The sequence below is a fragment of the Candidatus Alcyoniella australis genome (assembly GCA_030765605.1).
Classification (GTDB): domain Bacteria; phylum Lernaellota; class Lernaellaia; order JAVCCG01; family Alcyoniellaceae; genus Alcyoniella; species Alcyoniella australis.
This window is the reverse complement of the sequence record JAVCCG010000056.1, coordinates 32961-54969: the sequence shown is the minus strand read 5'-3', so window position 1 is coordinate 54969 and position 22009 is coordinate 32961. Positions and strand designations below refer to the sequence as shown.

General features: G+C 63.4%; 20 protein-coding genes. 13 read left to right on the top strand and 7 right to left on the bottom strand.

The genetic code is table 11. The features are described from left to right. Positions 1 to 449 precede the first annotated feature (449 nt). Complete coding sequence (locus P9M14_06205; protein ID MDP8255323.1) at positions 450 to 1877, bottom strand: hypothetical protein; 1428 nt, start codon at positions 1875 to 1877, stop codon at positions 450 to 452. On the opposite strand from P9M14_06205, the gene P9M14_06200 reads away from it, so the two are divergent. From P9M14_06200 to P9M14_06190, 3 genes are all read left to right on the top strand, one after another. Then, positions 1866 to 2123, top strand: coding sequence for a hypothetical protein (locus P9M14_06200; protein MDP8255322.1), 258 nt, complete (start codon positions 1866 to 1868; stop codon positions 2121 to 2123). The genes P9M14_06205 and P9M14_06200 overlap by 12 nt on opposite strands. Positions 2124 to 2191: 68 nt before the next feature. After that, on the top strand, positions 2192 to 3586 hold the full coding sequence (locus P9M14_06195) for a hypothetical protein (protein MDP8255321.1): 1395 nt from the start codon (positions 2192 to 2194) through the stop codon (positions 3584 to 3586). After that, positions 3583 to 5175 carry a hypothetical protein gene (locus tag P9M14_06190; GenBank protein ID MDP8255320.1) on the top strand — a complete coding sequence of 531 codons (1593 nt, stop codon included), beginning with the start codon at positions 3583 to 3585 and terminating at the stop codon, positions 5173 to 5175. The genes P9M14_06195 and P9M14_06190 overlap by 4 nt, the downstream gene beginning before the upstream one ends. Before the next feature lie 280 nt (positions 5176 to 5455). Here the strand turns inward: P9M14_06190 and metG are convergent, their stop codons facing one another. Beyond that, the gene (metG, locus tag P9M14_06185; protein MDP8255319.1) at positions 5456 to 7471 is read right to left on the bottom strand and encodes a methionine--tRNA ligase; all 2016 of its coding nucleotides are present in this window, start codon (positions 7469 to 7471) and stop codon (positions 5456 to 5458) included. Positions 7472 to 7784: 313 nt separating this feature from the next. Here metG and P9M14_06180 point away from each other — a divergent pair, with 313 nt between their 5' ends. The 3 genes from P9M14_06180 (at position 7785) to P9M14_06170 (ending at position 11427) form a co-directional block, all read left to right on the top strand. After that, on the top strand, positions 7785 to 8942 hold the full coding sequence (locus tag P9M14_06180; protein MDP8255318.1) for a hypothetical protein: 1158 nt from the start codon (positions 7785 to 7787) through the stop codon (positions 8940 to 8942). A gap of 131 nt (positions 8943 to 9073) precedes the next feature. Further along, positions 9074 to 10774 (top strand): alkaline phosphatase family protein, encoded by a 1701-nt coding sequence (locus P9M14_06175; protein MDP8255317.1) that lies wholly within the window; start codon positions 9074 to 9076, stop codon positions 10772 to 10774. Further along, on the top strand, positions 10771 to 11427 hold the full coding sequence (locus P9M14_06170; GenBank protein ID MDP8255316.1) for a transglutaminase family protein: 657 nt from the start codon (positions 10771 to 10773) through the stop codon (positions 11425 to 11427). Before P9M14_06175 ends, P9M14_06170 begins: the two co-directional genes overlap by 4 nt. On the opposite strand, the gene P9M14_06165 is transcribed toward P9M14_06170, so the two are convergent. From P9M14_06165 to P9M14_06155, 3 genes are read right to left on the bottom strand one after another with little or no spacing between them, the layout of a single operon-like run. Beyond that, positions 11428 to 11742: a hypothetical protein gene (locus P9M14_06165; GenBank protein MDP8255315.1), complete on the bottom strand. Its 315-nt coding sequence runs from the start codon at positions 11740 to 11742 to the stop codon at positions 11428 to 11430. It lies immediately after the preceding gene. A 42-nt stretch (positions 11743 to 11784) separates the two neighbouring features. Next, on the bottom strand, positions 11785 to 11916 hold the full coding sequence (locus tag P9M14_06160; GenBank protein ID MDP8255314.1) for a hypothetical protein: 132 nt from the start codon (positions 11914 to 11916) through the stop codon (positions 11785 to 11787). Next, positions 11894 to 13441 carry a family 1 glycosylhydrolase gene (locus P9M14_06155; protein ID MDP8255313.1) on the bottom strand — a complete coding sequence of 516 codons (1548 nt, stop codon included), beginning with the start codon at positions 13439 to 13441 and terminating at the stop codon, positions 11894 to 11896. The genes P9M14_06160 and P9M14_06155 overlap by 23 nt, the downstream gene beginning before the upstream one ends. 192 nt (positions 13442 to 13633) lie before the next feature. On the opposite strand from P9M14_06155, the gene purD reads away from it, so the two are divergent. The 7 genes from purD (at position 13634) to P9M14_06120 (ending at position 20206) form a co-directional block, all read left to right on the top strand. Next, positions 13634 to 14905: a phosphoribosylamine--glycine ligase gene (purD, locus tag P9M14_06150; protein ID MDP8255312.1), complete on the top strand. Its 1272-nt coding sequence runs from the start codon at positions 13634 to 13636 to the stop codon at positions 14903 to 14905. Between the two features lie 16 nt (positions 14906 to 14921). Further along, the gene (gene purE, locus P9M14_06145; GenBank protein MDP8255311.1) at positions 14922 to 15425 is read left to right on the top strand and encodes a 5-(carboxyamino)imidazole ribonucleotide mutase; all 504 of its coding nucleotides are present in this window, start codon (positions 14922 to 14924) and stop codon (positions 15423 to 15425) included. Then, positions 15422 to 16084 (top strand): L-threonylcarbamoyladenylate synthase, encoded by a 663-nt coding sequence (locus P9M14_06140; protein MDP8255310.1) that lies wholly within the window; start codon positions 15422 to 15424, stop codon positions 16082 to 16084. The genes purE and P9M14_06140 overlap by 4 nt, the downstream gene beginning before the upstream one ends. Then, a complete protein-coding gene (locus P9M14_06135) occupies positions 16071 to 17384 on the top strand; it encodes a DUF1015 domain-containing protein (GenBank protein ID MDP8255309.1) in 1314 nt (437 codons plus the stop codon). Before P9M14_06140 ends, P9M14_06135 begins: the two co-directional genes overlap by 14 nt. Before the next feature lie 4 nt (positions 17385 to 17388). After that, positions 17389 to 18168 (top strand): methyltransferase domain-containing protein, encoded by a 780-nt coding sequence (locus tag P9M14_06130; GenBank protein MDP8255308.1) that lies wholly within the window; start codon positions 17389 to 17391, stop codon positions 18166 to 18168. Between the two features lie 5 nt (positions 18169 to 18173). Then, positions 18174 to 18995, top strand: a complete 822-nt coding sequence (locus P9M14_06125; GenBank protein MDP8255307.1) for an amidohydrolase family protein — start codon at positions 18174 to 18176, stop codon at positions 18993 to 18995. Between the two features lie 77 nt (positions 18996 to 19072). Then, entirely contained in the window at positions 19073 to 20206 is a 1134-nt protein-coding gene (locus P9M14_06120; protein MDP8255306.1) for a DUF362 domain-containing protein, read from the top strand. A 93-nt stretch (positions 20207 to 20299) separates the two neighbouring features. Here the strand turns inward: P9M14_06120 and P9M14_06115 are convergent, their stop codons facing one another. Then, the gene (locus tag P9M14_06115; protein ID MDP8255305.1) at positions 20300 to 20818 is read right to left on the bottom strand and encodes a hypothetical protein; all 519 of its coding nucleotides are present in this window, start codon (positions 20816 to 20818) and stop codon (positions 20300 to 20302) included. Between the two features lie 162 nt (positions 20819 to 20980). Further along, positions 20981 to 21874: a thioredoxin domain-containing protein gene (locus P9M14_06110; protein ID MDP8255304.1), complete on the bottom strand. Its 894-nt coding sequence runs from the start codon at positions 21872 to 21874 to the stop codon at positions 20981 to 20983. Positions 21875 to 22009 lie beyond the last annotated feature (135 nt).

Below are 22009 nucleotides of genomic sequence, written 5' to 3'. Positions count from 1 at the left end.
CAGGCCGATGTAAAGTTGCATTGGGCTGTCCTCCTCAAAGTTTGTGCCGTATGAGCACGTTTAACGTTTGAGGCTGTTTTATCAAACAGACCTCGAGGACAGCCCTCTTTCATGTATACGCAGCAATGCACGCGAGCGAACCATGGTCGTAATCCAACGAGCCTCTCCGCGACGAAAGATGGGGGAGGGTAATAATGTTGGATAACATTATTGGGTAGGCGCGAGCAGGGCATTGTCTTGAGATTTATTTTGCGGTGGACTGAAAAGCGTGCTCTTCCTCGTGCATGTCGAAGAAAAAATGCGTGGAGAACCCTGTAAGGCTGACATGCTGACTGTTGAGGGTCGCGGATACTGTCAAAGGCGGCATGCACTCCGATATTAATAAATTTCGAGCCAATGCCCCGTGAGCCTTACACACAAAGATCGATTTCTCGATCTTTACCCCCCCCCTATTGAAGCTCTGCGGCCAGTGCGCTATGGGCCGCGATCAGCCCGTCGGCAATATCCGGCCCCACGCAGAGCATCTTCTCATAGCGATAGATCGGATCCTCATACTGCTCGACGTCGATAATGTACCCCAGGTAGTCCTGGCTCAGGCCGCAGATGATCTGCGCCTTGCCGCCCACCGCCTCGCGAATCGTCATTCCGATCTGCGGTGAGAGCTCGCCGGGCACCGTGGCCAGCCACAGCTCGCCGATGCGCGCCAGAGTGACTTTGGTTTGGAACTGTTCGTGCATCGGCGGCAGGTCGAACGGCATCAGCCCCAGGCCCTTGGCCAATCCCAAGATCCGGTTGTCCATGGTCACGGTCACCGGCGCGGACTCGACCTTGATCGCGTCCACGGACAGCGGCTCGAGCTTGGCGAGCACCGCAATCGTGCGCTGGGCCACGGCGCGGCCCACGGCGTCGGCCCAGACGAAACCCTGCGACTGCCGCTCGTCGCCCACGTTCTGCTCGCGCCAGGGCTCGGAGGGCTGAATCGAGGCGCCGATCGAGCCGTTGATGAACATCGGGATGCCCACGTCGCGGCGGCGCATGATCGCGTAGTAGCTGCCGACCCAGTCCGAGCTGACCAGCAGGTTGTCGCCGTTCTCGCAGGTCGGATGGCAGCCCCAGTTGAGCACGGTGACGATCGGCCGGCCCTCGAAGTCCGCGGCCTGCAGCACGGTCAGCGTGTGGTCGATGGGCGCGTCGTCGACCTGGGTCTGATAGTGGTTCCAGTGCGGCTCGGCCAGCTCGCCCACCCCGTAGCTGAGCTGCGCCGGTCGGCGCGACTCGAACGCCAGGCCCGCGGCCTGCACGGCCTGGGACTTCATGTAGAGCATGTAGCCCTCGTCGCGTCCGGTGCGCGGCGGCAGCAGCGTGCCCCACAGCCCCATGGTGTCCGGGCTGTGATGTGTATGGGTGGAGCTGATGATCACCTGGTCCGGGGCGATGGGCCAGCGCTGGGCGATGGCGGCCTTGATCTCGTCCTGGTCCGGCCCGGCGAGCCCCACCAGGTCCAGGGAGATCAGCAGCAGCCGTTGGTCGTCCAGACCGATGTACATTGCCGTGGCGTAGAGCGGATCGTGCACTCCCTGCGACCAGCGGCAGGTCTCGATGCTGCCCACGTACACGCCGTAGCCGCCCATCATCGCGGACCTCAGCGGAGTGATCTCCAGCCGCGATACGCCGACCCGCAGCACGCCGGGGTCGATGTCGCCGATCGGCGCCTGCTGTTCCGTGGTCGCGGCAACGGCATTGCCCTGGGGCACGCTGACCAGCCCGGCAACCATCGCGGTGTTTGAACAACCGGCCAATAGGGCCAGGGTCAAGACCAGGACGGCCGCGACGGACAGTCTGTTTATTCGCGCTTGGTTTTGATGATGGCTTTTCAACTTATTGTCTCCTGCGCTTTTCGTTCGGCCGCAAAACATGGCACTGCAGCGTTGATCGGTCAACGGCGTCGATTTGCCGTTGAAACTTTCCGCAGCCGATCAATTGTAATCAAAGCACAAATCCTGTACTTTTTCTCGGATACGCCGCACCACTTTCTAACGATAAAAATATTGACCGAATTAAGAATTAACGAGCATGTGCCGCACCGCAAGGGCTGGTTGCGTCCTGACACCATGGAGGATTGAAAGACATGTTCGAACGTATGCCGCTATCAGCGGGGTTTTGGCTGCTGCTACTGCTTACGATTTGCTTGATGCTGCTTCCAATCGCGGCCGCTGCCGACGAGGGGGAAGCCGGAGACGATCAAGACGAATCGGATGAGCCCGGCGACGCCGAGCAGACGGACGATGCCGAACAAACCGACGAGGCTGAGGAGTCGGCCGAGGCGGAAGAACAGCCCGCAGGCACCGGGGACGCGTTTCTCGACGCCTACCTGCAGCGCGAGCCGCTGTTCGGACGTTACGGCCGTTGGCTCAAACACTACGAGAACATGGCGCTGAACCTCGACATGCGCGGCACCATGACGGTCCCCCAGGGCTTCCTGGTTGCGGTGGTCGGCTGGGGCACGATGCGCCCCTATGGCCGGTTCGACAACAACCGCGAGATGGACAACCTGCTGCCGGTTTTACAATTCGAGGATCCGTTTCACTACGGCGGCGAGTTCTTCGAGTTCTCGTTCAACCTATCGGGCAACGCCAGCGGTTACGCGGTGGCGCTGATGTACGGCATCACCGACACCTTGACCGTGGGCGTGAGCACGATGTTCATGGACCTCGATATCAACATCGATCCGGTGTTCGAGCCGGGCACCTCCGACCGCCTGGGCATCGCCTCGCGCGACGACTTCTACGACATGTTCGAGGCATTGGGACATCCGGCGCCGGTACATCACTACAAGAGCGACCCGGTGGACTGGGGCGACACCATAATCGACGTTGTATGGAGCTGCTACCGCAACTCCTGGTTCGCCACGGGCACCAACTGGCATATCTACCTGCCAACGGCGCACCAGGCGGACGCCAACAAGAACATGATCTTCGCGATGGGCCCGGACACCGACACCGGCTACAGCGCCTGGGGTTTGGGCCTGGGCATCCCGCTGTCATTCAGCATGCCCAAGCCGCTTAACGCCCTGGGGATCTCGGTCACGGGCGACGGCGCCTACTTCCTGCCCTCCAAGCGCCGCAGCCCGACGTTCCTGGATATCAACCAGGACGTGCGCGACTACCTCGAGGCCCAGGGCATGGAGGTCGATCTTTTCCAGGATCTGACCGATCTGGACGAGTATTACGATTTTCAGCCCGGACCGTGGGCCGCCGTGACCGTGGGGCTGAATTTCAGCATCATCGGCATCAGCTACCGCCATGGCTGGGGCTGGGAGGCGCACTACAAGTCCAACAGCGAGGGCTTCGACAACCTGATCGACTACATCGGTCTGGTGGGCAACGGCGACGACGGCAAGCTCAGCGTCAGCCTGACCCTGCCCTTGACCCCGCTTTACATCCCCGCAGTGGCCATGCTGCGCATGGACTACACCACCGACGGCCGCAACGCGATGGTCTGGCGCGACGCCTACCAGGTGGGCATGGGCTTCTTCATCCCGATCGCGCCGCCCGATCGCTATCGCTACAAAGGAGGTGACAAATGAGACGGCGTAAGCTTGTTATCGTCGCGATTGTCGCCCTGATTGCTACGGCATTCATCGCCTGGTCATGCCAAGGCGAGCCGCCCGAACAATGGTCGCTGCAGAAGTTGCTCTCCGAGGGCCGGCTGGCCCTGCAGGAAGGCAACGGCTCGACCGCCTATAACTTCTACAAAGACGCGCTGCAGATCGATCCGGACAACCTTGAGGCGATGTGGGGCGTGACCGTCTCCACCATGGACCGCATCGTGTCCAACCTCGACGGCCTGGTCGACCTGCTGGCCGGCGTCTACATCTACGAGCCCACGAGCCAGGAGTGCGTCGAGGCCTGCGAGCGGCTGACCGAGTGCAATCTGCTCGACGAGATCCGCTCATCCGAAGAGACCTGCATGCAAGACTGCCCCTGGGGTCTGCAGCCGATGATGTTCGCCGACATCACAGCCTCCGATGACTGCGACGCCGTGCGCCACGACGCCATCGAATGGATCCTCAACACCCAGCCCGAGGACTGCGAGGCGATTGCCGGCACCCTGGAGATGTGCGGCAACTTCAACCCGCCGATCACCTACGACAAGCAGGAGTTCATCGAGCGCTGCCCCAGAATGTACGTCGAGCACCATAGCCGCTGCTTCACCAAGCACCTCGGGGAATGCAACCGCAAAGACCGCACCTGCTTTGAGCATACGATCGTCGGCTTCCAGGTGCTGTTCCGCGAGCTGGGCACCAAAATGCCGCCCGAAATTTTAAAGTATTCGGACGTCCTGCTTGAGCATCCCGAGCAGCAGCTCTTCCTCAAGAATTTCTGGCTCGAATTTCACGACCCGGCAGTCAAGTGGGAACTTCCCGGCCGCTTCGGCGTGCCCGAGCTATACTTCTCCCGGGCGATGGCGCATTTCTTCAACTGGTTCCTGTTCTGCGCCACCTCGACCAACCTGGACATCAACACCGTGACCTTCGACCTCAACGTACGCGAGGCCGAGGGCTTCGAGGAGATGTACTGGGGGCTCACCACCGCGGTCGAGAACATGCTCTACGATCCGATCTTCCCCAACGCGCTGATCGCCTACGACGACGAGAAGTCGCTGGAGCTGATCAAGGCCTCGGGCCCCGAACTGGGCTACGCGTTCGGCGATTTCGGCCGCTACCTGGACTACCTGATGATCGACCCCGAACGCCAGACCGGCAAGGCGATGGGCTACGGCGACACGAACAACAACGGCATCTGGGACCCGGAGGAGTACGTCGAGTTCAAGGGGCTGGGGATCACCATCAACCGCATCCAGGCCGAACAGATCGCGGCGATGTGCGAGGGGATGGAACTCAACCTGGTCTATGGCACGGACTACCCGTTCGACGTCTCGTTGTTCCGCAACGTGCTGGACTCCTACAACCTGTGGTACGTCGACCTGATCTGCCGCCTGATCTTCGGCGACGGATACACCAACAACGACTTGGTCGACTTCTCGCACTTCTTCACCGACCCCAACGTCTACGACTTCCGCGATTTCGCGCTGAACCTGGTCGAAGACCTCAAGCTGATCGGCAGCATGTTCTTCGGCGGCGAGCTCGACCTCAAGTCGGCTCCCGTAGAGTAATCTACGCAATCGACAAACGGCTGGGGGCACAGGCTCCCGGCCGTTTTTTTATCCGGCTATTTAGTAAATCGCGGGGCGGATCGTGGCATTCCGTCCCTTGTCCGCCCGCGAGCCTTGCCCCCGGCTCAAAGCCGGGCGCAGGGTGGGTCGTGGCACTACGTCCAGCGAACTACGCGAGTTTTGTGGCACCTCGAAGGTGCCGGCGCGGGGCGGGTCGTTGCATTAAAACCAGCGAACTGCGCGAGTTTTGCTGCGGCTCTAAGCCGCCTCAAAGGTGCCCTCAGGAGACCTTTTCGCCCGGCTGGGCGCTCTGATCGGCCCAAAGGAAGTTGAGGTTGCCGTCCTTGCCGTCGGTGCTGGCCAGCACCATCCCCTCGGACAGTCCGAAGCGCATCTTGCGCGGCGCGAGGTTGGCCACGCAGATCACCTTGCGCCCATCAAGCACGGCCGGGTCGTCCACTGCCTTGCGCATGCCGGCGAACACCGTGCGCTCGCCCAGCGGTCCCAGACTAATCTGTAGGCGGATCAGCTTATCCGCACCCTCGACCATCGTGGCCTTGATTACCTGGGCCACGCGCAGATCGAGCTTGAGGAAATCGTCGTATGCGATCTCGTCGGCGATCTGCGGCACTTCGTAGTCGAACTGTTCCACGGGCTGCTGCTCCACCTTGCTTGCCTCCACCATCGCGTCGATCTGTTTCTGCTCGATGCGATCGACCAGGTGCTGAAACTCGTTGATCTCGCGGTCGACCAAGTCGGCCCGGGCGTCGTTCCAGGTTAGCGGATCGATTCCCAGGATGCGCTCAATGTCCGCGGCGAACTTGGGAAGCGCGGGTTTGAGCGCCACGGTGATGATCTTCGAGAGGTTGACCGCGGCGGTGCACACGTTGCGCGCGGCCTCGGGATCGTCCTTGATCAGCTTCCAGGGCTCGGCGTTCTGCAAATAGACGTTGCCGCGCTCGGCGAGCTGATTGACGATCTCGATTGCGGCGGCCACGTTGCGCTGCTCGTAGTGCTCGGCGATGCGCTCCATCGCGGCCTCGGCCTCGGATATCATCTCGGCGGCAGCGGGGTCGATCTTGCCCAGCCGCGAATCCAGTCGCTTGTTCAGAAACGAGATCGAGCGGCTGGCCAGGTTGGAAATCTTGTTGACCAGCTCGGCGTTGACGCGGTTGACGAAGTCGGTGAACGACAGGTCGAGGTCGTCCGCTCCGTTGTCGAGCTTGCTCGCGTAGTAGTAGCGCAACGCCTGGGGATCCATCTGGTCGAGGAAGGTCCGCGCGTTGATGAACGTGCCGCGCGACTTGCTCATCTTGGTCCCCCCGATGCGCAGGAAGCCGTGGGCCTGGACTGCGTCGGGCAGGTTCAGGCCCGCGGCCTGCAGCATCGCCGGCCAGAACAGCACGTGGAAATAGACGATGTCCTTGCCGATGATGTGGTAGATCTCGGTGCCCGGCCGCTCCCAGTAATCGGCGACGTCGCGGCCGTTTTGCGCGCACCAGCGCTCGGTGTTGGAAATGTAGCCGATCGGCGCATCGAGCCAGACATAGAAATATTTGTTTTCCTCGCCGGGAATCGGAAAGCCGAAGTACGGTCCGTCGCGGGTGATGTCCCAGTCGCGCAGTCCGTCCTCGATCCAGCCCTGGACCGAGTTGGCGATCTTCGGCTGCAAATGACCCTGGGCCGAGGTCCACTGCTTGAGGAAATCGCCGAAGTCCGAAAGCCTGAAGAACAGATGCTCGCTCTTGCGGCGCTCGGGCACGGTGCCGCACAGCGCGCAGTGCGGTTCAAGCAGCTCGCTGCTTTGGTATGTCGAGCCGCAGACCTCGCACACGTCGCCGTACTGGTCCGTCGCTGCGCACTTGGGGCAGGTGCCACGCAGGAAACGATCGGGCAGGAACAGCTCGTCTTTGGGGCAGTAGTTCTGCTCGATCTCGCGGCGTTCGATGTGTCCGTCGTCGCGGGCCGCGAGAAAAATCCGCTCGGCCCAGCGCCGGTTCTCGTCGCAGTGGGTCGAGCCGAAGAAGTCGAACTCGATCTGGAAGTCGGCAAAGTCGCGCTCATGCTCGGCGTGCATGCGCTCGATCAGCTCCTCGGGCCGGATCCCCTGCTTGCGCGCGCTGATCTCGATCGGCGTGCCGTGGGTATCGTCTGCACAGATGTAGATCGCGTCGTGGCCGCGCATCTTCAGATAGCGCACCCAGATATCGGTATAGATGTATTCCACTAGGTGGCCCAGATGGATCGAGCCGTTGGCGTAGGGTAACGCCGCGGTCACCAGGATGCGTCGCGTCATGATTCCTCCCAGGGCACGCTAATCTATCATTGGATATCCACGCGTCAAGCCGCGCTAGCCCGCATTATTCAGGAGGGTTCGTCAACGAGGCGTGCAAGGCACCGCAAATACAAGGAAGCCGGGGCAATCATCCGCAGGCGTACCCGCTACGGTACGTCGAGGACGGATCGTCACGGATGACGCAGTAGTTGCGGATGAATTGTGCGCCGCAGTAGAAGCCTAATGGATAATACGGGCGGGTGGGCCCGGCGCTTTCACCACAAGCGGGTTCGGCTTAGAATCAGCGGGTAGACACCTTGGAAGGGCCATTACAATGAATAGATATCTATCCGGATTGCTGCTGATCGCGTTGCTGCTGTTGCTCGGTCTGACGTTGGTCGCCTGCGATGGCGACGATGATGATGACGACCAAGCGGCTGACGACGACGACGATCTGGACGACGACGACACGGCCGATGACGATGACGACGATGATGCCGACGATGATGACGATGACGACGAGGGTCCGCCCGAAGTCGAATTCTCGGTCAAGGCCGACAACGTGGCCCACGACGTGGCCGCGGACAACCTCGAGCTGTTGGCCGACCGCGAGATGTCGCTCTACCTGGCGCTGCGCACCTACCATCTTGAAACGCCGAACACCACCGCGTTGCTGGCGCGTGCCGAAGAGCTCGACGTGCCGGTCAAGATCTGGCCGCTGCTGCCCTCCAACGAGGGGAGCTGGGGCTGCGAGGGCGACGCCGACGAGTGGATCGCCAACGTGCTGGCGACCATGGATTACGTCGAAAGCGTTGAGAACAACGTCGAGTGGGTGGTGCTCAACATGGAGCTGTGTCACCCCTACATCGACGAGTTCCAGCAACTGCTGTCCGACGGCGATTACATGGGCGCGCTGCTGTACATCGCGGCCAATCGCGACGCGACGCGCTTCGAGCAAAGCCGGGCCAAGTTCCAAACGCTGGTCGACCAGCTGCACGAGCGCGGCTACCTGGTGCAGGTTACGACCTACCCCTTTGTGCTCGACGACATGCTCGACGGCGATTACGACATCCAGGATTTGGCCGAGGTGCCCGTGGACGGTATCAACTTTGACCGCTGGGGCTTCACCACCTACACCACGATGTATTCACAGTTCGCCGGGATGACCATCGGCCCGGCCTTCCCATACAGCTACGGCGCGCAGGCCGCGGAGCGTTTCGACGGCGCGGCCGCGCTCTCGATCGGCCAGGTCGACGTGGCAGGCGAGACTGGCTACGACGAGATCGCACAGCTGGCGGCCGACGTGGCAGCGGCCCGGGCCGCGGGCGTGGCCGGTATCGATATCTACCACTTCGCCGGGATCCTCGATAAGGACGATCCCGCGGCCTGGCTCGACACGATCTACACCGAGCCGCTGGCGCCGCCGGACGAGCCGCTGGTCACGCTGATGCGAGAGATGTTGCAACTGGCCGACCAGGTGTTAGGCGACTAAGCCTGGATGCTTCATGAGGCTTCTACTGCGGCGCACAATATGCTCGCAATAACCGCGTCTTCCTTGTTCTTGCGGCATCTTGCACGCCTCGCTACGAAGCCCATGAAGCACCCAGGCTACGGCTGGTGATCATGCACCACGCATGGCAATTGCCGACAACGGCGCTGATCTGCCTGCTGCTCGCGGCCTGCGCTCCGCAACCGTTGCCGCCCCAGGGTCATGTTGATCCCGAGCCGCTGGATCACGGTTACGCCGTGGGCTGGCAGGCGCCCTCCGAATCAAAGATGCCGCAGCGCCAAATACCGCAGGTTCAAACCCAGCCGATCGAGCTTGGGTCGGACAGCCAGCGGGTTGTAGTGCTGGGGCTGGACGGCGCTGATTGGCGAATCCTCGAACCGTTGATGGCTGCCGGGCTGCTGCCCAACTTCGAGCGCCTGTTGGCCGCCGGGGCCGCGGGCGTGCTCCAGACCGACCACGCGTTCTCGCCCACCAGTTGGACCACCATCGCCACCGGTAAAGTCCCGGTGCGCCACGGAGTGACCCCGGATTACAAGCTGAGCTGGGGCGCGATGGCCCTTGAGCCGCAGGAGATCAACGTGCGCCGAGTGTGGGAGATGGCGCGCGACCGGCAGCGCACCATCGCGGTCTTCGACTACTACTTCAGCCGTCCGCGCGCCGCGGGCAACTGGGGTTACATCCCCGACCTAGGCTCGGCCGACGACCAACTGCTGCCCGCGGGCCTGAGCCTCGAGGGCTGCTACAACCCCGAGGCCGGAGAGCTGGAGCACCTGTTTCAAAAGGCGTGCATCATCGGCCGACGACCGATGGACCTTTCGATAATCCTGGTGCAGCAGACCGACGTGGCCGCGCACAAGGCCGAGCTTTGCTGGCTGCGGCGCTGGCATCCCGAAATGTTCGCCGACGATCCGCAGGTGGCGCAGCTCGATCAGCCCGACCGGCTGAGCGCAACCTGGATCGGAATCGACCGCGCCCTGGGCTATCTATGGCAGCGTATGCCCTCCGGCGCACACCTAGTGATCTGCTCGGACCACGGCTTCGGCGTGCCCCAGGCCACGCATTTGCACGCCGGGCTCGGCCACGGAACCCTCGCGGCCCTGGCCCTGGATCGCGAGCGGATCGAACAGCAGCCCGCGGGGCTCGAGTTCCGCCTCGGGCAGCGCAGGCTGCGCGCCACACGCTCCTACGACTTCCAGGCCGCACACCTGGCGCACTTCAAATGGCGCGAGGGGCCCGAGACCACTTGGCTGGTGCGCGAGCAGTTGCTGATCGAGCCTGCGGGCAGAACCGCACCCGGCTGGATCGATGCCGTGCGCACGGACCTGCAATCGGCCCTGGGAGAGCAATCCGCGCTGCTCGAATTCCAAAACGTGGAGGACCGCGGCCTGCTGGTGCGGCCAGCGGTCGATGCGACGTTGAGCGCTGCATGCCGCTTGCAGACCCCGCAACAGCGCGACGCTGTGGCACTGGAATTCACCTGCGCTCATCACAACCCCGGGGACGACGGCGTAATGCTGATCGTCGGCCCCAAGGTCAAACCCGGAGCGCGAATCCAGGGCGCACGCCTGGTGGACGTAACGCCCACGGTGCTCTACCTGCTGGGCCTGCCCGTGGGCCAAGACCTCGACGGACGCGTGCTGAGCAAGGCGTTCGAGCCCGCGGCGCTGGCCGTTGATCCGGTGCGCTTTGTTGCGACCTACGAGACCTCGCCGCCGCAGCGCGACCCGATCAGCCTGGCCGAAATCACTCTGGACTCGCCGCAGATGACGCCCGAGCTGCTCGAGCGCCTGCGTTCCCTGGGGTATTTGCAATGAACGATCGTCTTTGTGAACTCGAGCTTTTCCTGCGTCCCACACCCAGCGTGGACAGCGATTCGCCGCTGGTGCGCGACAAGGCCCTGGAACTGATCCAGGGCGTTGATTCGGAACGCGAGCGCGGAGTGCGGCTTTTTTACTTTGCGCGCGACGCGATTCGCTACAACCCGTTCGCTCCGATGTTCTGCGCCGAGGAGTATGCGGCGAGCGCCACGCTGCAACGCGGCTCGGGCTACTGCGTGCAGAAGGCCGTGCTGCTCGCCGCGCTTTGCCGCGCCGCGAAAATCCCGACCCGGCTGTGCTTCGCGGACCTGCTCAACCACTGCGTGCCCGGCGACCTGCTGGAACTGATGGGGACCAACCTGTTCACCTACCACGGCTACTGCGAGCTGTACCTCGAGGGGCGTTGGGTCAAGGCCACGCCGGCGTTCGATAGTGCGATGTGCCAGCGCCATGGATTCCGCCCGGTGGAGTTCGACGGCAGCTGCGATGCAGTGTTCCACTCCACGACCCTCGATGGCAGGCCGCACATCGAGTACGTGCGCGACATTGGCCGCTATCACGACCTGCCGCTGAACGATTTAATCCAGGCATTCATCGAGACCTATGGCAAGGCCAATCCCGATCTTATGGAGCAGTGGCGCGGGAAGTAATCAACCCGGGCAATCGGCCCCAAGCTCGATCCGCGGCTGGGGCAGCAGCTCGTCGGGAATGCGCGAGGGCCAGCCCAGCAGGCGCTGGGCGCGATTGCTCAGCAGATTAAGCAGCTTATAGAACGGGTCCGGCGCGCTTTGCGGACGTTCGCGCAAGCGCTTTAGGTCCAGCCGCCACAGGCCGTGCTCGCGCGCCGCGAGATAGGCCCGGCCTCGCACGGGATCAATCACAATGTCAGTGACGAACGGCGGCGCGATCACGCTGCGCAGCAGCCGCAGGCCGTAGTAGGACGAGAAGAACAGCAGGCGCAGCACGTCGAGCTCAGCGGTCAGCCCGATCCGCAGCAGATGTCCAGTCTAGCCGCCATCGTGAGGAAAAGCCGCTGTGGCGGCCAGCCGCAGCAGATAGAGCGTCAGGCCCAGCCGCGCCAGGTACAGCGCAATATCGAGGGCCAGCGGCCGGCGGCTAAAGTCCGGATCGGCGTGCAAAGACCTGCACCGCCTCGCGCCCGCCGCTTTGCAGCGCCTCGATCAGCTCGGTATAGGCACGTCCCGCATCCACGCCCGCGGCGTCGGTCTCCATCCGTTGCGCGCCGTTGGCGTAGTCCACGCCGTAGAGGCCGAAGCGCGGCTCATAGCTGCCCCACTCGTAGTTGTCGACCAGGGTCCAGTAGTAGTAGCGGTCGATCTTGATCCCCGCGCGCACGGCCTTGGCCACCTCGTACAGCGAGCAGGCCAAGGCTTGATCGCGCTGCACGCCGTCGCGACGCGCATGGGCTCGAACGCCGTCGTGGCGCAGGCCCATGCCGTTTTCGACAATGCCGATCGGCGCGTCGGCCGCACCATCGGCGTAGCCCTCGAGGATCGGGCCCATGCCCTCGGGCGCAAAGCGCCAGTCCCAGGGCTCGGTACGCAGCTGCGGCCGCAAACCCAGATCCACATAGTCGAGCATAAACGGATCGTAGTAATCCAGTAGCACCTCGTCGATCAGCGGCTCGTCCGAGCGCAGCACGCGATCCCGCAACGCGCCAAAGGGTCTCGGGCCCATCAGCTTGGTGACCCACCATTGCAATCGGCGCTCGAAGTGCCGTCGCACTCCGGGCCACGATCGGCTCAGGGGCGCGTCGAGCATACGCTGGATGTGCCGTTGCCGCAGTCCGCCGATATAGGCGTCGAGCTCGCGCGGACCCACGCCCGCAGCCGGTGCGCGCAGCAGATCGCACGGCAACCGGTCGAGTTCGTAAACGCAACACGACCAGCTGTTGGTCGAGATCAAGGGCCGCTCCCAGCCACGCTCGCAATAGAGCCCTCGCAAACGCTCGACCGCCTCGACGTGCGCCAGATAGTTGTTCTCCAGGGCCGTGATCGCCGTGCCGAACCCGCGGTCCGCCGACGGGCCGGGGAAGTGTTTGAGCACGTAGGTGGCAAAGGGCACCATCAGCGGCTCGTTGATGGTGATGATCCGCTGCAGGGGCGCGGAGCCGCGTTCGATCAGCCGCGTGTTGAGCCGTTCGATCGTCTCGCATGCGTACTGGGCGAACAGCGGCACGCACAGATCGCGGTGCAGCCACAGATCCTCTCCGGCCCACAGCGGATGCACGAAATGAAACAGCGTGGGATGCGGCTCCATGCCCGCTTCGCGGATGCCGTGCAAAATCTCAGCGTAGAGATCCAGGGCCGCGGGATCGAAATCGGCCGGTCCGCGTTGTTGCGGATCGACGGCGGGCTGGACCCGCGCCCACTCGATTCCCAGCCGGAACGCGCGGCAGCCCAGGGCCGCGGCACGCTGCACATCCTCGCGCCACAGCTCGAGCAGGCGGCAGGCGCCGCCCGTGCGCTGTACGCGGCCGCTTTGCTCGTGGGGATACCAGTTGTTTTTCGGCTCGTCCGGGCCGTTGAATCCACCCTCGGCCTGATAGCCGCTGGTGGCCACGCCGAAGGCGAAGTCTACGGGCAGCGGCTGGGCCAGCACCCGCTCCAGGTCGCGCATGGTGAAGTGCGGTCGGTAATGCATAAAGCTAGCTTATTGGAGCCGGGGCGGCGCGGCAACCTCGGTCCGGACGGCCGTCTGGACAGCCGGATGGAGCCCTGATAAATTGTGGCGGGTTCAGTGCCGTGCGGTTGCGTTGAAATACCGTCGGCCTCCTCGATCGATGAACGACTGCCTCTTTCCGATCGTTTTCTCAGGCTCGGGAGTCACCTGTCGATGAAGGTTCTTGTGATTGGCGGAGGAGGGCGCGAACACGCCCTGGTGTGGAAAATACTCCAAAGCCCGCTGGCGACGGCGGTCTCGTGCGTGCCGGGCAACGCCGGCACCCAGGCGGTGGCCCCCGGACCGTCGATCTCCGCCGAAGACGTCGATTCGCTACTCGAGTACGCGCGGACCCAACGCTTCGACCTGACGGTGGTCGGTCCCGAGGTGCCGCTGGCCCAAGGGCTGGTCGATCGCTTCGAGGATCAAGGGCTGCCGTGCTTCGGCCCAACCAAGGCCGCGGCTCAAATCGAGGCCAGTAAGACCTTTGCCAAAGAGCTGATGGTTGAGGCCGGCATTCCCACCGCCGATTACGCTGTGTTCGACGATCCGGACAAGGCAGCGGCCTACATCGAGACCAAGGGTGCGCCGATCGTGGTCAAGGCCGACGGGCTGGCCGCGGGCAAGGGCGTACTTATCTGCCGCGAGCGCGACGAGGCGCTGCAGGCCGTGGACGACATCGGCCGCAAACGGCAGTTCGGCGAGGCGGGCAGCCGGATCGTAGTCGAGGAACTGTTGGTCGGCGAGGAGGCGAGCTTCCTGGCGTTGACCGACGGCTTCACCGTGCTGCCGATGGCCACCAGCCAGGATCACAAACCGGTATTCGACGACGACACCGGCCCGAACACCGGCGGGATGGGCGCCTACAGCCCGGCGCCGGTGGTCAGCCCGCGGGTGGGCGAGGCGATCATGGAGCAGGTAATGGTCCCGGCGGTGCGAGCGATGACCGACCGCGGCACCCCTTACCGCGGGATTCTCTACGCCGGGCTGATGATCGATCCCCAGGGCGCGTTCAAGGTCCTGGAGTTCAACTGCCGCTTTGGCGATCCCGAAACCCAGCCGCTGATGATGCGGCTTAAAAGCGACCTGCTGCCCGCTCTGGCGGCCTGCCGCAACGGCAGCCTGGACAAGATCGAGCTGCAATGGTCAGACAAGCCGGCGGTCTGCGTAGCGATGACTTCGGGCGGCTATCCCGGATCGTACACCAAGGGCCTGCCGATCGAGGGGCTCGATATCCAGCAACCGAACACCATGGTGTTCCATGCCGGCACGCGCCGCGACGAGGGCAAAATCGTCAGCAGCGGCGGCCGGGTGCTGGGGGTCACGGCCCTGGGCGCGGACATCCCGGACGCGATCCGCGCGGCCTACAACCGGACGCGCTCGATTCATTTCGACGGTATGCACTTTCGCACGGACATCGGACGTAAGGCCCTGAGCTACCTATAAAAAGGGGGAGCCAATCGTGGAACCGAGCGTACTACTGATAATGGGCTCGGACTCCGATGTCGAGCGCATGCGTCCTTGCTTCGAGCAGCTCGACGGGCTCGGAATAGTCTACGAGGCGCACGTCTGCAGCGCCCACCGCAGCCCGGCCTTTGCCGCGCAACTAGCCGGCGAGGCGCGCGGGCGCGGGATCAAACTGATCATCGCTGCCGCGGGCATGGCCGCGCACTTGGCCGGGGCGGCCGCGGCGCAAAGCACGCTGCCTATCATCGGCGTGCCGCTGGACGCCGGCGGACTCGGCGGGCTCGACGCATTGCTCTCCACGGTACAGATGCCGCCGGGAGTGCCGGTGGCCACCATGGCGATCGGTAAAGCCGGGGCGCACAACGCCGCGCTGTTCGCCGCGCAGATCCTCTCGCTGTCCGATGAAGGACTTGCCGCAAAGCTCGAGCAGCTCAAGGCCGAGCAGGCGCTGTCCGTGGCGTCCAAGGACGCCGAGCTTTCCAAACAGCTCAATCGATGAGAATCAAGATCGATCCCGATCAGCCCGAGCCCGGGCTGCTGGCCCGGGCCGCACAAATTCTGCGCGAGGGCGGGCTGGTGGTCTTTCCCACCGATACCCTTTACGGCCTGGGAGCCGATCCGTTCAATTCGCAGGCCGTGGCCCGGGCCGCACAGATCAAGGGACGCGACGCGGCCGACCCGTTTCCGCTGCTGGCTGCCGACGAAAAGCAGGCCCGCGGCCTGTGCGCGGATTGGCCTTCCGCCGCCCAGCGGCTGGCGAGGCGCTTCTGGCCCGGAGCACTGACGCTGGTGCTGTCCGCCGACTTGAGTGGGGGCTGCGCAGGCATCGACCCCCGTCTGCTCAACCAGCGGGGTTGCATCGCCCTGCGCGTTCCGGCGAACGCCGCGGCTCGCGGACTGATCAAGCTGCTGGGACGACCGCTGGTGGGCACCAGCGCCAACCTCAGCGGCAATGCGGGCGCCCTTGATCCACAATTGATCGAACGCGAGCTCGGTGCGGGCGTTGAGTTAATTCTCGACGCCGGAGTGCTGCCTTCCAACCCGGGATCGAGCGTTGTCGCGCTGTGCAATCCCTCGCCCAAAATTCTGCGCAACGGAGCAATCGATCCATCGCTAATCACCGACGCATTGAGGGAAATCCAAGATGGTGCAATTTAAACCGTTCCAAGCAATGCGCTACGATTTACAGGTGGCCGGCGATCCCTCTGCGCTGATCGCCCCGCCCTACGACGTGATCTCGCAGCAGCATCAGCTCGAGCTGCACGAGCGCGATCCGCACAACGTCGTGCGGTTGATCCTCGGCCTACAGCATTCCCAGGACAACGAGCAGGACAACCGCTACACTCGCGCGGCGGCCACCCTCGAGCGCTGGCTGGCCACCGGCGTACTGCTCACCGAGGACCGACCGTGCTTCTACGCCCTGAGCCACGAGTTCAGCGCGCCCGACGGTCGACGCATCACGCGCCGCGGGCTGCTGGGGCTGATCAAGCTCGAGCCGTTCGAGGACGGAGCGGTCGTGCCCCACGAGCGCACGCTCACCGGGCCGCGCACCGACCGCCTCAATCTGATTTACACCTGCCGCTCGCAGTTCGAGCCGGTATTTTGTTTGTTCAACGACGGCTCGGGCTCGGTGAGCGAAGAGCTCGCGACCGCCTGCGCGCATCAGCTGCTGTTCCAAGCCGCTCTCGAGGACGATTGCTTTGAGCTGCGCGCCATTGACGGCGACGCGGCCGGGCGCATCAGTGCGGCGATCGGTAAAAGCAGCGCGTTCATCGCCGACGGCCACCACCGCTACAGCGCGGCACTGCAGGTACACCAGCGGCTGGTCGCCGAGGGGCTGGACAGCGAGGACGGACCCAGCGGTTGGGCGCTGGTCTACATGGCCGCGTTCGAGGATCCGGGCCTGCTGGTGCTGCCGACCCATCGCGGAGTTCTGCGCCGCGAGGGGCTCGCGATCGACGCGCTGACCGACGATCTGACTCGATCCTTTGATGTTGAACTGCTCGATCCCGCACTGCTGAACGACGCGGGCTACGTACGGCAGTTCCTTGAGGGCGACTCGTTGACCACCGAACTGCTGGCTGCGGTGGGCAACGAGGCCTATCGGCTGCGCTACCGGCCGGCCGACGGCGAGCGCTGCTTCGCGCCCGATGACAAGCCCTCGTTCAAGCAAATGGACGTGGCGGTGCTGCACAAGGTGGTGCTCGAGGATCTGCTCGGCATCGGCGCGGTGCAACTGGCGGCTGGCGATCGGCTGAGCTACTTTCGCGATCCGGCCGACATGCTGGCCCGCTTACGCGATCCCGACGGCGGGCTGGCCGCAGGCTTCATCGTACGGCCGCTGAGCATCGAGCAGGTCATACAGGCCGCGGCCGAGCGTCTGGTCTTTCCCCAGAAGGCGACCTACTTCTACCCCAAGGTTCCCTCCGGGCTGGTCTTCAACCGATTCGGTGGATAAACAAATGAGCGAAAAAAACAACGAGACGATCGAAGAGAGCGTCGACCTTCAACAGGGCGAACACATCGAGAAGTTTTTGCACGGCAAGGTGCGCATTGTGCAAAAGCAGGACGGCTACCGCTTCTCGATCGACCCGATTCTGCTGTGCGGATTCGTCGACATCAAGCCCGATGACGTGGTGGCCGACCTGGGCACGGGCAGCGGCGTAATGCCGATCATCCTGGCATCCCAGGGCCAAGGGGCGCATTCCGTCGGGATCGAGATCCAGCCCTCGCTGGTCGACCAGGCGCAACGCTCGGCCAAGCTCAATGGGTTCGAGGATCGCATCGAAATCGTCGAGGGCGACTACATGCACATCCGCAATGTTTGCGAGGCCAACGAATTCGACGCGGTGATCTCCAACCCACCGTATATCAGGCAGGGCGGCGGCCGGATTCCCTCGGACGAGCAGAAGGCCATCGCCCGCCACGAGATCTCGATGGACCTCGGCGGCATGGCCGCGGCCGCAGCCTACCTGCTCAAACCCGGCGGCCGGGCCTACTTCGTCTACACCACAACGCGGCTGGTCGACATGCTTCAAACTTGCCGCCAGCACGATCTTGAGCCACGCACCATCCAGATGGTCCACAACAACGAGAACACCCGGGCCAAGCTGGTGCTGGTCGAGGCGGTCAACGGCGGCGGAGTCGAGCTCAACGTGCTCAAGCCGCTGTTCGTCTACAACCTCGAGGGCGACTACACCGACGAGGTCAACGGATTCCTCGAAGAAAAGCCGGGGCTATAGCTAAGATGATCATCGACACCCACGCTCAGCTTTACACCCGCGGATTCATCGACCAGGTCCAGGCCGGCCGCATTCCCGGCCTGGAAAATCTGGGCTACGCGGGTTTCATGGCCAAGTCGCCGCCGAGCGACACGCTGACCGACATGGACGAGGCCGGAGTCGATCTCTCGGTGGTGGTCGGCGTGGACGCCGAGACCAACGCCGGATTCAGGGTGCCCAACGAGCTGGTGGCCAAAGAGGTCGACGCGTCGGAGGGTCGTTTGATCGGGTTCATGGGGCTCGATCCGCGCAAGGGCAACGCGGCGATTGACGAGCTGCGACGCAGCCACGACGAGCTGGGGCTGCGCGGGATCAAGTTCATCTGTCACCTCAACGAGCTCGAACCATCGCACCGGCTGTTCTATCCGATCTACGAGGAGGCCTCCGCGCGCGGCCTGCCGGTGCTGCATCACACCGGCACCCACTACCACGCCGGCCGCAAGATCAAATATTGCCAGCCGCTGTTCATCGACGAGATCGCGGTCGACTTCCCCAAGCTCAAGCTGGTGGCCGCGCACTTCGGCTGGCCCTGGACCGACGAGGCGATCGCCGTGGCCCTGCGTAATCGCAACGTGTATCTCAACGTGGCGGGCTGGGCCCCGCGGCATTGGCCCGAGGTGTTGCTGCGCTACCTTCGGGGACCGCTGCAGCGCAAGGTGCTCTTCGGCTCGGACCACCCGCTGCTACCGCGCAAACGCTTGGTAAACGAGATCGACAAGCTCGAGCTGTCGGACGAAATCAAGACTCGGCTGTTCGAGCACAATCCTAAGGAGCTGTTGGGGCTCTAGCCTGGATTACCCATGAGGCTTCTAATGCGGCGCACAATTCGCTCGCAACTACTTCGTTATCCGAGCCCGGAATATTAATGAAGGTGGTTCTGCGAGACGGCCTGGATTACTTTAATCTTGACCGCGCCTGGGACTCGCTGCTCGCGCCGCTCGAGCTGGGCAATCTCGCGGGACACAAGGTACTGCTCAAGCCCAATCTGATGCTCGCGGTCGACCCCGAGGCCGCCACCTGCACCCACCCGTTGTTCGTGATCTCCCTGGCCCAATACCTGATCGAACGCGGCGCGCAGGTGAGCGTGGGCGACAGCTCGGGCGCCCTGGGCCTGACCAGCGCCGGAGCCCAGCGCATCGGCCTGCTGCGCGGATTGGCCCAGGTCGGGGCGAGTTTCGTGGACTTCGATCACTGCCCGGTCGAGCTTGTGCCCCTGGACGGGGCGGTTCTGCGCGAGGTGCCGCTGCCGCGGCCGCTGCTTGAGGCCGACCTGCGGATCAACGTGCCCAAGCTCAAGAGTCACACCCTGGTCGGACTCTCGTGCGCGGTGAAGAACGCCATGGGCTGCCTGCCCGGCGCGGTCAAGCCGCTGTTTCACGCGCGTTTCGGCGCGAGCATGGACCGGCTGTGCGCAATGCTGGCCGACATCTGCCGCGCGGCTGACTTTGATTGTCATGTAGTCGACGCCGTTGTAGTGCGCCAGGGCGGCGGCAGCCAGAGCGGAACCCCGCGACGCCTGGGCCTGGCTCTGGCCGGACGCGATCCCGTGGCGATCGACGCCACTGCCGCCGGGCTGGCCGGTTGGAGCATCGATGACGTGCCGACGATCCGCGCGGCCCAGGCCGCGGGCCTGGGGAGCCCCGAGGTTGTCGAGCCGTACGAGCCAATCGACCCGCCGCTGCAACGTGCGGGAAGCGACCTCAAACGCAACCGACTGATCGGACGCCTGTCCTACACCCTGCGCGGACGCGCGGTGCGGCCAATAATCCTGCGCCAACCCGAGGCTGCAAAGCTCGAGGGGATTATCGAAATCTGTCCGTGGAATGCGCTGGTGGGCCCGCCGTTGCGCATCGTGCGCCGCCGCTGCTGGGGTTGCCTGACCTGCGCTGCCCTGGCACCGTCCGGCTGCATCGGGCTCGAGGTGCTCAGGCCGCTACGCGCGGCGTTCGCCAAACGCTCCCAGGGCCTGGCCCCGAACGGCAAACTGCCTCAGCCCTAAATTATTCATAATGGTCCAGGCTAACAGGATCAGCGCGGGGGCGGTTTTTGCCCGGGCTCATAGCCGGGCCGGGTGGGTCGCAGATGGTCTAGGCTACTTGGAGACCTGCAGGGTCGTTTTAATCAGCTCGATCGCCGGGCCGAACTGCTCAAAATCCTCGTCCGCATACTGCCAGGAAATCACCATGGTCCGTTCGTTAAACAACGCGCCGACCACGTGGTTGGTGTGCGGAATCCCCAGGGCTTTGACGGTCAGGCGATAGCCTTTGAACTCACTCCCTGCAAATCCGGCGGAATACGGCTCAACAGTCACAGAGCCAAAAGCCTCAAAATTTTGCTTCAGCCCATCGCGGAACTCGTCGACGGTCTTGTCCAAGCCCATGTCCCGGTTGTAGACCGCGATGCTGACGAACGCACTACCCGGCGAGTCCACGGTGATCAGTGTGTAACTGGTATCGCCCAGCTCGTTGTGGTCTTCGCTGACGTTCCATGCGCTGTCGTATTTAAAGGAGAGCCCTTTGTTGTTGTAGGCGTTCTCCGATGCGGCGGCTGTTGTGAAAATCAACGCCAGTGAAAACAATACACTTACGCACGCCCTTCCGAGCGAGTCCATCTCTACCCCCTGCTGTTGGTGCTTTGCGGTTGCCAGCCCTCTATATCAAACATTTTCAGGGCTCACAAGGCGTATCTTTTAGGGTCGGCAAACCGCAACCCTATTTCGCAATGGGATTGGTCAACGACAAATCAGCCGCGTAATGCCTACGTATTATTTCGTTTATTTGTCCTGGGGCTGCCCGATGTATTTCTCCACGATCTCCTTGAGGTTGCGCGGCAGGCCGGTGTAGCGGTGGCCGTTGATAAAGATCGTGGGCGTGGCGCGAATCTTCAGAGCGTCGCCTTCGCGGGCCTCCTTGGCCAGGAAGTCGGCGAACTTGTCCGAATCCATGTCCTTTTCAAAACGCGCCATATCCAGCCCCAGCTCCTGGGCGTACTTGAGCAAATTCTCGCGTTTGAGCGCGTCGCGGCGATCAGGGCCGTTGCGGGCCTGGTAGATCTTGTCGTAGAACTCCCAGAACTTATCCTGCTCGCCTGCGGCCAGGGCCGCGTTGTGCGCCAGCGGCGCCTCGGTGTGGCGCTGCAGAATCTTGCTTTTGAACACCAGGCGGATCTTGCCCGGGTATTGCTCCATGATATGTTCCAGGCTGGCATAGGCCTTGGAGCAGGCCGGGCACTGGAACTCGCTAAATTTAACTATCGTCACCACCGCGTTCTCGGGCCCTCGGACCATGCTGTCGTTGACCTGGACGTCCCAGACCTTGTCATGGTCCTCGGGGGTGCGTTCGGGGCGCTGTCGATTGCTGGCGCGGTTGGCCATTGCCACGCGCTGCAGCGTGGTCAGCGCCTCGCTGTCCACATTGCCGGCCTTGAGGCTGGTGTAGACCTCGGCTGCCAGCTCATCGGCGTGGGCCACGATCGCCAGAGAGATCGCCGCCTTGACCTGTGCTTCCTGCTGGTCGCTGAGCTTGGACGAGGAGTCAGCGGTCGGCTTGACCGGCTGCTCCTTGCCGCCCAGACCCTGTGATCCGATAAACCAGCCGGTGGCCAAACCCACGGCCAGGCAAACGAAGACGATGATAATCGTCGGTATGATTGATCCTTTTTCGTTCATTTCGATTCCCCTGGATAATTATTTGCGTATTGTGGTCAAGGGTCGGCCGAGAGTCAATCGGAACGCTCACCTAGCCTGGATTATTCATGAGGCTTCTACTGCGGCGCACAATCTGCTCGCAATAACTTCGTCATC